We start from the raw sequence: 13,680 nt of genomic DNA on the forward strand, positions 1-13,680 counted from the left end.
TTCCTAAAAACGGAAACAATAATTTTAGAATTTCCGAATTTGGGAAGAATTAGTGCTAATTGTTAAGTTGTAGGTAACGCTTTTGTTGGAAACGTTTTAATGTTTTTTACATTGTGTTAAACGAAGTTCGAGTATTTTTCTGATAAAGTCAAGGGTTGTTAATTAAAAGTAAAAAGGCTAACCAATTGGTTAGCCTTTTTTTGTATAAAAAAGATGGAATTATTTTCCTTCTAATTCTTTAATTAATTTTTCGTTGTTAGCAACGTAACCATAATCTCCACCTTCATTAGCTTTAGCCATTTCAATAGATTTTTTAGCAGTTTCAATTGCTTCTTTTTTATTACCCATTTTAGCTAATATTTTTGCTTTTGTATGTACATACCAAAAAGCTTCTGGTCTTTTCTCAATTGCTTTGTCCATCCAAGTTACAGCTTGAGCTAAATCTTTATCGTTTTCTAAATAAAAACCAGCAGCAGCAGCATAAGAACCAGCACTTGGTCCGTCAACTAATTGATCTTTAATTTGTTTTTCAACTTGCTCAATAGCATTAGTTTCAACTAAAAAAGAAATTAAGGTGTTTTCCCACTTAATTTCCATGTTTGCACCAGTGTAAGTAAAGTGACTAAAATCAATATCTAATGATTCTACTTTATCGTTTAATTTAGTTGGTTTTACAGTAAAACGAACAGCATCTTCTTCTTCTTTATATCCACCAGTTCCCCATAAAGTAAGGTTAGTGTTAAAAATTATTGTCCACTCATTTTCTCCTGGTATAGCATATAATGCATATTCACCCGCAGCTAGTTTGTTTCCTGCAACAGTTACAGGGTCACTAAATTTAACTTTTGTAGATGCATTTGCACCAGTTCTCCATAGGTTACCCCATTTTTCTAATTCACCAAAAATAACACGGTCTTTAACACCAGGTCTAGAATAAGAAACTTCAACTTCAGTTAAACCAATTGTTTGTGTTAATGTAGCAGTTGGACTAGGTTGTGGAGCTTTAATTTGAGCATTAGCTGTTAATGCTATAAACGAACTTGCTAATAGTAGTGTTTGTAATTTTTTCATAGTTTAATTTTATAGATTAGTTTTCGAAATTATTAAATAATCTCTTTTTAAATGCAAAAATAAGGTCTAAAAAGTTACTGAGCTTGAATTTTATGATGAATGGCAAGAGCACATTTTTGTCCATCAATTGCTGCCGAAACAATACCTCCAGCATATCCTGCACCTTCGCCACACGGATATAACCCTTTAATTTGTGGGTGTTCTAATAATTCTCTATCTCTTGGAATTTTAACTGGAGATGAAGTTCTACTTTCTACAGCAACAATTATAGCGTCTCTATTTAAATAGCCTGTAATTTTATTACCAAAAGCTTTAAATCCTCCTTGTAAATGTTCTACAATTGTTTTTGGTAAAATGGAGTGTAATGGAGCTGAAACAACTCCTGGTTTGTATGAACAATCTGGTAATGTTGTCGAAGTTCTGTTGTTTATAAAATCTATTAAACGTTGTGCAGGAGCTATTTGTCCATTATTTGTAATTGTATCATTTCCTGCACCAACAAAAGTTGCTCTTTCAACAGCTTCTTGAAATTTTAATCCAGCTAAAGCGCCATATTTTTTGTATGGTTCCAAATCTTCAGGTTCAACAGTAACAACAATTCCAGAGTTAGCAAAAGGATTATTTCGTTTTGATGGAGACCAACCATTAGTTACAATTTCTCCGGGAGCAGTTGCACATGGGGCAATTATACCTCCTGGGCACATGCAAAAAGAAAATACACCACGTTTTTTAACCTGTTGTACTAACTTATAGGAAGCAGGAGGGAGATGTTCACCTCGAATATCACAATGGTACTGAACAGCGTCAATTAAATCTTGAGAATGTTCTACTCTTACTCCTAAAGCAAAGGGTTTCGATTCTATTTCTATCCCTTTTTTATCTAATAAATAAAAAATGTCACGTGCAGAATGTCCTGTAGCTAATATTACTTGATCAGCTTGATACGTTTTATTGTTTTGATCAATTACCCCCTTAATTTTATTATTTTCTAAAATAATATCAGTAACCTGTGTTTCAAAATGAATGATACCTCCATATTTTAAAACAGTTTCACGCATATCGGTTACAACTTTAGGTAACTTATTCGTACCAATGTGTGGGTGTGCGTCAACTAGTATATTTTCGTCAGCGCCATGTTCAACCAATACTTGTAAAATAGCATTTACATCACCTCTTTTTTTAGAGCGCGTATATAGCTTACCATCAGAGTAAGTTCCAGCGCCACCTTCACCAAAGCAATAGTTTGAATTAGGATTTACAATTTGATTTTTAGTAATTGCAGCTAAATCTCGTCTTCTACTGCGAACATCTTTTCCGCGTTCTAAAACAATTGGTTGATAGCCAAGCTCAATTAGTTTTAAAGCTGCAAACATTCCGGCAGGACCAAATCCAATAACAATTACTTGTTTTTTGTTGGCTACATTTTGGTAAGTAGTTGTGTTTATTGCCGGAGGAATAGTTTCATTGATGTAAATATCTATTCTAAGGTTAAATTTAACTGGAGTTCTTCTAGCGTCAATAGAACGTTTTCGAACTACAAACTCAAATTCTTTTTCTCTAATTTCTTTAGAAATAATTTTTCTTAAGTATTCTGGATTCGATGCTTCTTCAGGTAATACAACAATGTCTATTGTTCTCATTTTAATTTTAGATATTACCCTTCAAAAGTTAAGGAAAGTAAAAACATTTTTGATTTTAGTTTTTCAATAGGATTTGAGAAAGCGTTATCTTCCTTAACATCAAGTCCTTTTAATCCGTATGACATTTTTAATTCAACGCCAAACTTAAAATATTCGAGGTAAAAATCTGTTCCAAAACCAATTTGTCCCATAAAATCATTTGGCTTAAGTTTTACAATAATATCATTTGGGTCTTTCGAATCATTAACTGCACTTTCGTTAGAGGCTAAATCTAAGCTATAAGCAAAACCTCCAATAATATAAGCGCTAAAGTTATTCACTCTTGTTGATTTAAATTTTAGATTTATGGGGAAATTAATTAGGGTAGATTCAATGTCTTTAACATACTTTTTTTCGCCATCTATAGTTTGAAATGTGTAGGTTAATTTACGTTGAGCAAAGGCTAGGTTAGGGGTGAATCTTAAACTAAAATGTTCGCCTAAATGCATTGCAGATATTATTCCTAAATTAAATCCTGTAGTACTATTTGGCTCTAAAATGTATAAAGAATCAGAACCTTCAACATTTGGGGAATAACGATCTAAGGCAAAGTTCGCAGAGTTAACTCCTAATAGAAAGCCAAAATGCATAAAACGATGGTCAAACTTTGGTAAGTTTAAAGTTGTTGATTTTTGAGCCGATGTAAAGCCAAAAGTCAACAAGAAAAGGATTAATAATGTACGTTGTTTTGTCTTAAACATTTAGTACTAACGAGTAATTCTTAAATTTATTTGGTAGCAGTATAAATTGATGCAATTCCAAACATTAATGGTATAGCTTTTGGATTTTTATAACCTAATTTACCTAATATATCAACAAAATCTTGTCCATCAGGAAAAGCATTTACAGATTCAGGTAAGTAGGTGTAAGCAGCGTTATCTTTAGAAACCATTTTACCAATTCCCGGTAAAATTTTATTAAAGTAAAAATTATAAAGTTGCTTAATAGGGAAGTTTTTAGGTTTTGAAAATTCCAAAACAATCGCTCTACCGTTAGGCTTTAAAACTCTTAACATTTCAGCTAATCCCTTTTCAAGATTTTCAAAATTTCTTACACCAAAACCAACAGTGTAAGCATCAAATGTAGCTTCTTCAAAAGGTAAGTTTTCCGAATCACCTAGTTGTAAATCAATAATATGGTCAACTCCTTTTGTCTTCATTTTATCTTTACCAACGCTAAGCATTCCTTTAGAGATATCAATTCCAATAATTTTGTCTGGGTTAAGCTTTAATGCTTCTAGCGCAAAATCACCAGTACCTGTAGCTATATCTAAGATAACTTTAGGTTTATGGTCTTTTAATAATCGTATTGCTTTTTTCCTCCAAAGTATATCAATACCTAAAGATAAAAAGTGGTTTAAAAAATCGTAATTAGCAGAAATATTATTGAACATAGTTGCTACCTGTTCTTTCTTACTTCCTTCTTTATTTTTATAAGGTATTACTGTCATAAGTTTAAACCAATTTAGAAATGGCTTCTGATAATAATTGATCTTTATCTATTGGTACTACACCAACTTTTTCACATACTAAACCTCCAGCTAGGTTTGAAATTTCAGCTATCATTTTTGGAGGTTGATTTAAAGCTAAACATAATGAAGCTACACTTATTACAGTATCACCAGCTCCAGAAACGTCAGCTATATTTCGATAATGAGCTGCTAAATGATGACTTTCTTTGTCGTCTTTTATAAAAACGCCATTCTCAGATAAGGTAATAAAGTTAAGAGTATTGTTTAATGATTTGTTTAATAAATCAACAGCTTCACTAACTTCAATAATATTTCTTGGATTAATTTCAATATTTAAACCTTCTTTCAATTCTTTTAAATTAGGTTTGAATAAACTAACATTTTTATAACTTAAAAAATTGCGTTTTTTTGGGTCAACAGTTGTTGGTATGTTATTTATGTTGCATAAACTAACAATGCTATCAATAACTTCTTGAGTAATTGTTCCTTTGTCGTAATCTTCAAAAATTACAGCGTCTACTTTTTTAGATTTTATTAACGATTCAATTTGTTTTATAAATAACTGATTATCGCTATTATTTAAAGGCTTATCTGTTTCTGAATCAACTCTTAATACTTGATGATTATTTCCAATAATTCTTGTTTTAACAGTTGTAATTCTATCCGTGCTTGTAATTATACCTTCATTTGAAAGTTGTTGTTTCTCAAGTAGTTGATTAAATAGCTTCCCATCTTCATCATTACCAATAACAGCACATAAAATAGGAGTTGCACCTAGTGCTTGAATGTTTAACGCGACATTAGCTGCTCCACCAAGTCTATTTTCTCTATTTTGAACAGAAACAATAGGAACTGGAGCTTCAGGTGAGATCCGATCAACTTTACCAAAATAGTATGCATCTATCATTACATCTCCAATAACTAAAACATTAAGTTTATTGAAGTCGCTAAATAGATTTATGATTTCGTTTTTATTCAAAATTTTATTTTAAAGTTGCTAAAGCAGTTTTTATTCTTCTAATAGCTTCAGTTAAAGTTTGTTCTGATGCAGCATAAGATAAACGGATACAATCAGGATTTCCAAAGGCATCTCCAGATACTAAAGCAACTAATCCTTTATTTAAAATAAACATGCTTAAATCAGCAGAGTTATTAATCATTGTTTCTCCATCTGTTTTGCCAAAAAAGTTAGTTACATCTGGAAAAACATAAAAAGCACCTTTTGGTTCGTTTAGTTTTAAGCCTGGAATTTCTCCCATTTCTTTTAATACTAAATCACGTCTGCTTTTAAAAGCTTTTAACATCTCATCAGTAACATTTGCATCAGCTTCTAAAGCTGCTTGAGCTGCTTTTTGAGCAATACTGCAAGTTCCAGAGGTAAATTGTCCCTGCATCTTAATACATCCCTCGGCAATCCATTTAGGAGCACCAATGTAACCAATTCTCCATCCAGTCATAGCAAAACCTTTAGAAACGCCATTAACAGTTATTACTTGATCTTTTATAAAATCAAATTGTGCAATACTTTCGTGTTTACTTAAAAAGTTAATGTGCTCATAAATCTCATCAGATACAATTAAAATGTTCGGATATTTTACAATAACATCTGCGATAGCTTTTAATTCTTCTTTTGTATAAACAGAACCACTTGGGTTACAAGGTGTGCTAAACCAAATCATTCTAGTTTTAGGAGTTATAGCAGCTTCTATTTGTTCTGGAGTAACCTTAAAATCGTTATCAATATTTGTTGTAATTGTAATTGGAGTTGCTTCAGCTATTTTAATCATTTCTAAATAGCTAACCCAGTATGGAGAAGGTAATAAAACTTCATCACCAGGATTAAGAATACTCAGTGCTAAGTTTGTTAAAGCATGTTTTGCTCCAGTAGAAACAACAATTTGTTCAGGAGTATAATCTAGATTATTATCTCTTTTAAATTTCTTAGAAATAGCTTGTCTTAATTCAATATACCCTGGAACAGGAGTATAGTGTGAATAATTTTCGTCAATCGCTTTTTTTGCTGCTTCTTTAATAAAAGTTGGAGTGTCAAAATCGGGCTCACCAATACTTAAACTAATAATGTCTTTTCCTTCTGCAATAAGCTCTCTACTTAGTCTTGCCATAGCAAGTGTTTGAGATTCACTTAAACTATTTATTCTGTTTGATAAAATTTGTTCCATATGATTAAAAAAGTGAACAACAAAACTAATAAAATTGTAGTTATTATCTTAAAATAGTGGAACGATAAAACAGAAGTACTTTCTTTTTTAATACTTTTATCAATCTTTAAAATAAAAATATATTATGGATACTTTTTTAGAACTTTTAAAATATACAGTTCCTTCTTTCATCATGTTTGTGGCTACATATTTAATTTTAAAGAAATTTATGGACAATGAGTACCGTAAACAGATGTTAGAACTTAGAAAAGCTAATCAAAAAATAGCTACACCTTTAAGACTTCAAGCTTATGAACGTTTAATTTTATTTTTGGAGAGAGTATCAATAAATAATGTTGTGTCGAGAGTTAATAGGCAAGGTATGGATGCAAAGTTATTACAATCTAGTTTAGTACAAACTATTAGAACAGAATTTGAACATAATATTAGCCAACAAGTTTATGTTTCTGCTACTGTTTGGGAAACAACCAAAATTGCAAAAGAAGAGGTGATAAAAATTATAAATATTGCAGCAACTCAAGTTCCAGCAAATGCTACAAATGCTGAACTAAGTAAAAAAATATTTGATATAGTATTGAAATTAGAATCTTCACCTACTCAAATTGCAATCAATCAAATTAAAAATGAAGTGCGTCAGTTATTCTGATTTACTAAAAGGGTATAAAGTAAAACCTATCGAGTAATTAATTTGTGTAAAAAAGAAATGCTGACTTGCTTTATCCGAAGCTGAAGGTGTTGTTCTAATATCAGGCATATTGATAAACCCATACTTTAACTCTGACCTTAAGAAAACATATTTAAAAAAGGTTAGATTTAAACCACCTTTTGCAGCAAAACCATAACCTGCAACATGGAATTCATCATTTCTTAGGTTATTAATTAACCTGACATTTGATTTGGGATAAGATATTCCTCCTCCAAAACCTAATAAAGTGTTTAGTTGAATTTTTTTAGGGTTAGAATGTATCTTAAGTAATTCTAATAAATCGTCATTTCTAGTAAGCTCTATGCTGATATAATTTAAACCGTCTGTATGCTCAAAAGTTAAGAAATCGTAACTCATTATAATATCTTGGTTATTATATGTTCCATTATAAATATTATCAATGTCAATTCTTCCATCTATTTTTACCGTCTGAAATTGATCCATTACATATTTCATATGGTCAACACCAATAGAAATATCGTATTTATCATTAATGTAATATCCAATGCGATAATTGGTTTGAGGAATTGTAAGTCTTGAAGGATTAAGGTATGGGTCTATGCCAAGTGGAGTTTGTCTGTCTTTTGCTTTAACATCATATAAAGTAAAATCATGATCGTCTCCTTTGAAATGAATATCAGAATTGGTGTACCAAGCAGAATTCCATCCCCAGAAGCCATAAAATCTACCTTTATTAGATCGTTTTTGAGTTGTTGCTTCAGAAGATATTTCTTGCCCAAAAAAAGTAGAGGCAGAGATTAGAATTGTTAGAGTTAAAAGTAATCTCATATTATTTTTAATGTGATATTTTTTGGTAAAAGTACTTTTAATATCTAATCGAAAATATGATAAAAATTACTTTTTAAATTCATTAAGTAAAAGGTGTGCAGCTTTAAAAGGGCTAATTATTCCGTTTACAACATCATTTTCTATTTGAGGAAGTAGGGATTTAATTTTTTCGTTTTGATAAAACATATTTTTAATTGAATCAGATATAGTTTCATTTAGCCAAAATTTAGCTTGGTCTTTTCTATTTTGCTCAAACCAACCATTTAAATGTGTTAGCTCATTATGTTTATTAATTATTTCCCATGTTTTTTCAATTCCAATATTATTCAAAGCTGAGCAAGATTCTACTTTTGGTAGCCAACCACTTTTATTAGCAGGAAATAAGTGTAATGCATTTTTGTAATTCTGTTTAGCTAATTTTATTTTAGTTGAATCTTCGCTATCTGACTTGTTAATTAATATAGCATCAGCCATTTCCATGATTCCTCGTTTTATACCTTGTAACTCGTCTCCGGCTCCAGCTAGCATAAGTAATAAAAAGAAATCAACCATCGAATTCACATTAGTTTCTGATTGACCAACACCAACGGTCTCTATTAAGATAATATTAAATCCTGCCGCTTCACATAAAATAATTGATTCTCTTGTCGCTTTTGCTACACCACCTAAAGCTCCAGCAGAAGGTGAAGGGCGAATAAAGGCATTGCTATTTATGGATAGGTCGTTCATCCTTGTTTTGTCACCCAAAATACTACCACCACTTTTTTGACTACTAGGATCAATAGCTAAAACAGCAACTTTTTTATGATGTTCATTTATTAAATACTTTCCAAAAGACTCTATAAAAGTACTTTTGCCAACTCCAGGAACACCTGTAATTCCAATTCGTTGTGATTTACCAGAGTAAGGCAAACACAACTCAATAATTTCTTCTGCAATCTTATGGTTTTCTATTTTAGTACTTTCTAAAAGAGTAATAGCTTTACTCAAAATGGTAATGTTACCAGCGATAATAGCATCAAAATAGTAGCTTGCAGGATTTAGAGTCTGTTTTTTTAGTTTTATTTTATTAATGTTTTTCATTAAAGTGTGAATGAAATATAAAAGTAATAAAAAATGAAATGGCGAATTTTTAAATTAATAGACAGAATTTGATTGTTAGTCGAAGCAACCTTTATTTTTATCTAACGTTTAATTATTAAGCCTAATTAGTTTCACTTTAAAATTATACGTTATGGGATCAGAGTTTATCTTTTTTATATCTATAATGGTGGCATTGATATTAATATTTACCGTTTTTTACTTTGTAAATAAAGCTAAAAAGAAAAGAAAATAAATAATCAATTCGCTCGATTTTACTTGTTTAAACCATTTATCATTATTCTTTTCCATTTGTGTAATAATGTAAATTGTTTAGATTTCTACATCTAAATTTGCTCAATTAATAAATTGAGTAGATTATGGCTAAGCGTAAAATAATTATTTTAATTGTAGTTTTTTCATTGTTATTTCTTGTGGTATATAGATTAGCCACAGGTAAAGATGATGGTGCTAAAAAAGGAGCGGTAAAAGGAGATAACAACAAATATGTAAAGGTTCATGAAGTTAAAAATGATACTGTAGATATTTTTGTTACAGGATTTGGTAGAGTTTCTTCTTCAAGAAATATAACGCTTTCAGCTGAAGTTCAAGGTGTCCTTTTATCTGGAGGAGTTGACTTGAAAGCAGGTCAGAGTTTTTCACAAGGACAATTACTTTTTAAAATAAATGATAAAGAAGCTCAATTAGCTTTAAAAGCTAGAAAAAGTGGCTTTTTAAATTTAATGGCATCTGTTCTGCCTGATATCAAAATTGATTTCTCGGATAATGTTACTGCTTGGTCTGGGTTCCTTGATAATATTGACTTAGACAATTCTCTTCCTGATTTACCTTCGTTTAAATCAAATAAAGAAAAAACTTTTTTGGCAGCAAAAAATATTTTAGCAGAATACTACAACATTAAAGGTGATGAGGAAAGACTAAAGAAATATAGTGTTTATGCACCTTTTAATGGAAGTGTTGTTGCTGTTACAGCTGAAACAGGAGCAATTATAAATCCTGGTTCACCAATAGCTACAATTATTAAAACGGTTGCTTTGGAAGTTGCAGTTCCTGTAAGTCCAGAAAATATCTCATTAATTAAAGTAGGTAATAAAGTGAATTTATTTAGTGAGAATAAAGAAATGAAATGGGATGGAAAAGTAGCTAGGATAGCACAAAACATTAATCCAAATACTCAATCAATAGATGTTTTTGTTAGTATAGAATCCAATATAGAGCAACAATTGTATAACGGAATGTATGTTGAAGCAAGTATTTATGCTGATAAAGTAGACAATGCTGATGAAATTTCGAGAAGGTCGTTTTTAAATGACCAAACTATATATACTGTTGTAGATAGTATGCTAATTAGAAAAAATCCAACAATCATAAAAAGAAACAAAAACACAGTAATAGTTAAGGGGTTGAACAGTGGAGAATTGGTTGTGATAGAACCAATTCCTGGTGCGGTTGATAGTATGAAAGTAGCTCCAATTATTCAATAAGTATTATATGAGAAATTTAATTTCATTTTTTATACGTAAACCAATTTGGGCAAATGCAATTATTGTAATTACTGCAATGTTTGGTATTACGGCTATTGTTACAATGGATAGTTCATTTTTCCCAGAACAAGATCCAAACAGAATAGGAATAAGTGTTTTTTATAATGGGGCATCTCCACTAGAAATGGAAGAGGGTGTTACCATAAAAATTGAACAAGCATTAAAAGGAATTTCAGGAATTGAAGAATTATTTTCGACATCTTCAGAAAATGTTGCCTCAGTAAATATTGTAGCTTATAAAGATGTAGATCTTGATGAAGTTTTAAGAGATGTTGAAAATGCTGTTGATGGTATTAATAGTTTTCCAGCAGGCGCAGAGAAACCAACTATTGTGAAACAAAGAGGTTTTATGAATAGTAGAGCCTCTTTTATTTCATTATCAGGTGATGTTGATATTATTAAGCTAAAAGAAACTGCTGAGAAGATAGAGGATGAATTACTGAATACAGATGCTATTAGCCAAGTTTTAAAAGATGGATATCCAGCAACCGAATTTTCTATTGAAGTAGAAGAGGAACAATTGTTAAGGTATAATTTAAAATTTGATGACGTAGCAAATGCAGTAAGATTTAACAATAGAGATGTTTCTGCTGGTTCTGTTAAGACAGATGGTGAAGAGTATCTAATTAGAGCAAAAGCTAAACAAAACACTGTACAAGGTATTGAAGATTTAGTGATAAGAACAACACCAAATGGAGATATTATTACATTGGGTGATGTTGCTAAAGTCAAATATCAATTTGCTGATTCTCCAGTTAAAAGTTATGTTAATGGTGATAGAAATGTGACATTAACGATAATGAAATTAGAGGATGAGGATTTAGGGGCAATTTCTGATGAAGTAAAAAGGTATGTAGAGGAATTTAATTCGAAGCATGATGATATGAAACTGACTATTATGTTTCAGTTTTATGATATGTTAAAGCAGCGAATTGATATGTTGATGAATAATGGTTTTATAGGCTTGTTACTAGTTTTAATTGTTTTAGGATTGTTCCTTAATTTAAGATTGTCAATATGGGTGGCAGCTGGTATTCCTATTTCATTTTTAGGAATGTTTATAGTAGGCGCTTTATATGGTATAACTATAAATATGATTTCGTTATTTGGAATGATACTCGTTGTTGGTATTATCGTTGATGATGGAATTGTAATTGCCGAAAATATTTATGCTCATTACGAAAAAGGTAAAACACCATATCAAGCAACTTTAGATGGGACAATGGAGGTAATATCTTCCGTATTCACTTCTGTTCTTACTACTGTTGTAGCTTTTAGTGTGCTTCTATTTATTGAAGGAATGGAACAAATGCAAGAAATGGCATTTGTAGTTATAGCATCATTATTATTCTCATTAATAGAGGCATTCTTAGTATTACCATCTCACTTAAGAACTAAAAAATTACAGCAAAAAGAAAAATCAAACAACATCTTTTCTAAAATTAAACAAGCAGTTGAAAATAGCATCAGTTATTTAAAAGACAACGTTTATGGAAAAGGATTAAAGGCTATAATGTATAAAAAAAGGTTAAGACGTGCATTGGCTTTTTTCCCATTATTATTTATGATTTTAATTATTACACTTTTAACTAATGGTATTATTAAATCAACTTTTTTTCCAGCTATACCATTCGATGACTTTAAAGTCGAGTTTGCATATAAATCTGGGGAACCTAAAGAAAAAACTACTGAATTTATGTGGTATTGCTATGATCAAGTTATGGCAGTAAAATATGAATTGGAAGAAGAGTATGGAGATACTTTAATTACTTATGTTTCAGCTGTTATTGGAGGAACCGAGGAACTTGGAGAAAGCGGTTCACATGCTGGAATGGTAAGGGTTAATCTGGATGTTGAAGGAGCAGAGATTTCGAGTTTTGAAATCGCAAAAAGGGTTGAAAATAAAATTAAGAAAGATCCAACCTTAGAAAAATTTATGGTTGGAGGTGGAAACCGTTGGGGAAAACCAGTTGAAATTGCATTGAAAGGAGATGATTATAGACAGATAAAAGAAGCTAAAGATTACTTAAAGAAAGAGTTAGCTAAAATGCCAGAATTAAAAGATATAACTGATAATGGAGGGCAAGGAAATAGAGAAATACTTCTAGAGTTAACTCAAAAAGCTAGAACTTTAGGATTAACCCATTTAGATATTACGAACCAAATAAGACAAGGATTTTTTGGAGAAGAAGTTCAGCGTTTAATTATTGGTACAGAAGAAGTGAGGGTTTGGGTTAGATATCCTGAACAAGATAGAAAGTCTTTGGGACAGTTGGATAATGTTAAAATTAAAACAGCAACAGGCCAATTAATCCCGTTAAAAGAATTAGTTGAATATAAAATTGAAAGGGGAGAAGTTAGTATTAAGCATTTTGAGGGAGTTCGTGAAATAAGAGTTGATGCGGCTCAGGTTGATGCATATGCTTCAACTTCTGAAATTAACTTAGCTATAGAAGAAAAAATTGTGCCTCAGCTAAAAGCAAATTTTCCAGGCGTAAACGTTGAATTTAGAGGCCAAGCTGAATCCGCTCAAAAATCGGGTTCATCTATGGCTATAATAGGAGGGATATTAATCATGTTAATGTTATTAATTCTGTCACTTAATTTTAATTCATTATGGCAAGGATTAATGTTTTTTCCTATTATTTTGATTGGTCCTTTTTGTGCTATGTTAGGTCACGGTATTGAACACCAACCTTTTTCATTGTTAAGTGTATGGGGAGTTATTGCTTTAATGGGAGTTTTAGTTAATGATGCTGTAGTATTTTTAGATAAATACAATAGAAACCTAAAAGAAGGAATGAGTTTAGTAGATGCAGCAATTGATGCTGGAACTTCTAGGTTTAGAGCAATTTTATTAACCTCAATAACTACCATTGCTGGTTTGTACCCATTAATTCTTGAACCAAGTTTTCAGGCTCAGTTTTTAGTGCCAATGGCAATTTCCGTGGCTTATGGAGTATTGTTTGGAACAGTCTTTATTTTGATGTTTTTCCCTTTATTAATCTTATTATTTAATGATGTTAGAAAAGCTTTTAAATGGTTATGGACTGGAGTTAAGCCAATGCCTGAAGAAGTTGAGCCTACATTGATGGACGTAAAAAGAGATGCTGACATTATAAATAATTAGTCAAGAAAA

The 13,680-nt window shown here is 31.0% G+C and carries 11 protein-coding genes; 3 read left to right on the forward strand and 8 right to left on the reverse strand.

Going from position 1 to position 13,680, the window contains the following annotated elements; genetic code table 11:
• Nucleotides 1–219: 219 nt before the first annotated feature.
• The 6 genes from FRY74_RS04040 to FRY74_RS04065 all read right to left on the reverse strand — a co-directional run bounded on the left by FRY74_RS04040 (nucleotide 220) and on the right by FRY74_RS04065 (nucleotide 6,401).
• Entirely contained in the window at nucleotides 220–1,071 is an 852-nt protein-coding gene (locus FRY74_RS04040; RefSeq protein WP_147098884.1) for a DUF2911 domain-containing protein, read from the reverse strand.
• 74 nt (nucleotides 1,072–1,145) lie between these two features.
• Nucleotides 1,146–2,711, reverse strand: a complete 1,566-nt coding sequence (locus FRY74_RS04045) for an NAD(P)/FAD-dependent oxidoreductase (RefSeq protein ID WP_147098886.1) — start codon at nucleotides 2,709–2,711, stop codon at nucleotides 1,146–1,148.
• Nucleotides 2,712–2,725: 14 nt separating this feature from the next.
• Nucleotides 2,726–3,451, reverse strand: a complete 726-nt coding sequence (gene porT / locus FRY74_RS04050) for a type IX secretion/gliding motility protein PorT/SprT (RefSeq protein WP_147098888.1) — start codon at nucleotides 3,449–3,451, stop codon at nucleotides 2,726–2,728.
• Nucleotides 3,452–3,477: 26 nt separating this feature from the next.
• A complete protein-coding gene (gene ubiE, locus FRY74_RS04055) occupies nucleotides 3,478–4,200 on the reverse strand; it encodes a bifunctional demethylmenaquinone methyltransferase/2-methoxy-6-polyprenyl-1,4-benzoquinol methylase UbiE (RefSeq protein ID WP_147098889.1) in 723 nt (240 codons plus the stop codon).
• A 4-nt stretch (nucleotides 4,201–4,204) separates the two neighbouring features.
• Nucleotides 4,205–5,200, reverse strand: coding sequence for a bifunctional heptose 7-phosphate kinase/heptose 1-phosphate adenyltransferase (locus tag FRY74_RS04060; protein WP_223265822.1), 996 nt, complete (start codon nucleotides 5,198–5,200; stop codon nucleotides 4,205–4,207).
• A gap of 4 nt (nucleotides 5,201–5,204) precedes the next feature.
• Entirely contained in the window at nucleotides 5,205–6,401 is a 1,197-nt protein-coding gene (locus tag FRY74_RS04065) for a pyridoxal phosphate-dependent aminotransferase (RefSeq protein ID WP_147098890.1), read from the reverse strand.
• Between the two features lie 124 nt (nucleotides 6,402–6,525).
• On the opposite strand from FRY74_RS04065, the gene FRY74_RS04070 reads away from it, so the two are divergent.
• The gene (locus FRY74_RS04070; protein WP_147098893.1) at nucleotides 6,526–7,047 is read left to right on the forward strand and encodes a DUF7935 family protein; all 522 of its coding nucleotides are present in this window, start codon (nucleotides 6,526–6,528) and stop codon (nucleotides 7,045–7,047) included.
• Here FRY74_RS04070 and FRY74_RS04075 read toward each other — a convergent pair.
• A complete protein-coding gene (locus FRY74_RS04075; RefSeq protein WP_147098895.1) occupies nucleotides 7,039–7,896 on the reverse strand; it encodes a hypothetical protein in 858 nt (285 codons plus the stop codon). The two genes, FRY74_RS04070 and FRY74_RS04075, sit on opposite strands and share 9 nt — an antisense overlap.
• 66 nt (nucleotides 7,897–7,962) lie before the next feature.
• Complete coding sequence (gene meaB / locus FRY74_RS04080) at nucleotides 7,963–8,979, reverse strand: methylmalonyl Co-A mutase-associated GTPase MeaB (RefSeq protein ID WP_147098897.1); 1,017 nt, start codon at nucleotides 8,977–8,979, stop codon at nucleotides 7,963–7,965.
• Nucleotides 8,980–9,356: 377 nt separating this feature from the next.
• Between meaB and FRY74_RS04085 the strand changes: the two genes are divergently transcribed.
• Nucleotides 9,357–10,481: an efflux RND transporter periplasmic adaptor subunit gene (locus FRY74_RS04085; protein WP_147098899.1), complete on the forward strand. Its 1,125-nt coding sequence runs from the start codon at nucleotides 9,357–9,359 to the stop codon at nucleotides 10,479–10,481.
• A 7-nt stretch (nucleotides 10,482–10,488) separates the two neighbouring features.
• Nucleotides 10,489–13,671, forward strand: a complete 3,183-nt coding sequence (locus FRY74_RS04090; RefSeq protein WP_147098901.1) for an efflux RND transporter permease subunit — start codon at nucleotides 10,489–10,491, stop codon at nucleotides 13,669–13,671.
• The last annotated feature ends 9 nt before the right edge of the window (nucleotides 13,672–13,680 follow it).

Source organism: Vicingus serpentipes (assembly GCF_007993035.1).
Lineage (GTDB): Bacteria > Bacteroidota > Bacteroidia > Flavobacteriales_E > Vicingaceae > Vicingus > Vicingus serpentipes.

What these genes read in the sequence shown, in the direction of transcription:
- FRY74_RS04040 (WP_147098884.1), bottom strand. Translation starts at nt 1,071, where the DNA reads ATGAAAAAATTACAAACACTACTATTAGCAAGTTCGTTTATAGCATTA.
- FRY74_RS04045 (WP_147098886.1), bottom strand. Translation starts at nt 2,711, where the DNA reads ATGAGAACAATAGACATTGTTGTATTACCTGAAGAAGCATCGAATCCA.
- porT (WP_147098888.1), bottom strand. Translation starts at nt 3,451, where the DNA reads ATGTTTAAGACAAAACAACGTACATTATTAATCCTTTTCTTGTTGACT.
- ubiE (WP_147098889.1), bottom strand. Translation starts at nt 4,200, where the DNA reads ATGACAGTAATACCTTATAAAAATAAAGAAGGAAGTAAGAAAGAACAG.
- FRY74_RS04065 (WP_147098890.1), bottom strand. Translation starts at nt 6,401, where the DNA reads ATGGAACAAATTTTATCAAACAGAATAAATAGTTTAAGTGAATCTCAA.
- FRY74_RS04070 (WP_147098893.1), top strand. Translation starts at nt 6,526, where the DNA reads ATGGATACTTTTTTAGAACTTTTAAAATATACAGTTCCTTCTTTCATC.
- FRY74_RS04075 (WP_147098895.1), bottom strand. Translation starts at nt 7,896, where the DNA reads ATGAGATTACTTTTAACTCTAACAATTCTAATCTCTGCCTCTACTTTT.
- meaB (WP_147098897.1), bottom strand. Translation starts at nt 8,979, where the DNA reads ATGAAAAACATTAATAAAATAAAACTAAAAAAACAGACTCTAAATCCT.
- FRY74_RS04085 (WP_147098899.1), top strand. Translation starts at nt 9,357, where the DNA reads ATGGCTAAGCGTAAAATAATTATTTTAATTGTAGTTTTTTCATTGTTA.
- FRY74_RS04090 (WP_147098901.1), top strand. Translation starts at nt 10,489, where the DNA reads ATGAGAAATTTAATTTCATTTTTTATACGTAAACCAATTTGGGCAAAT.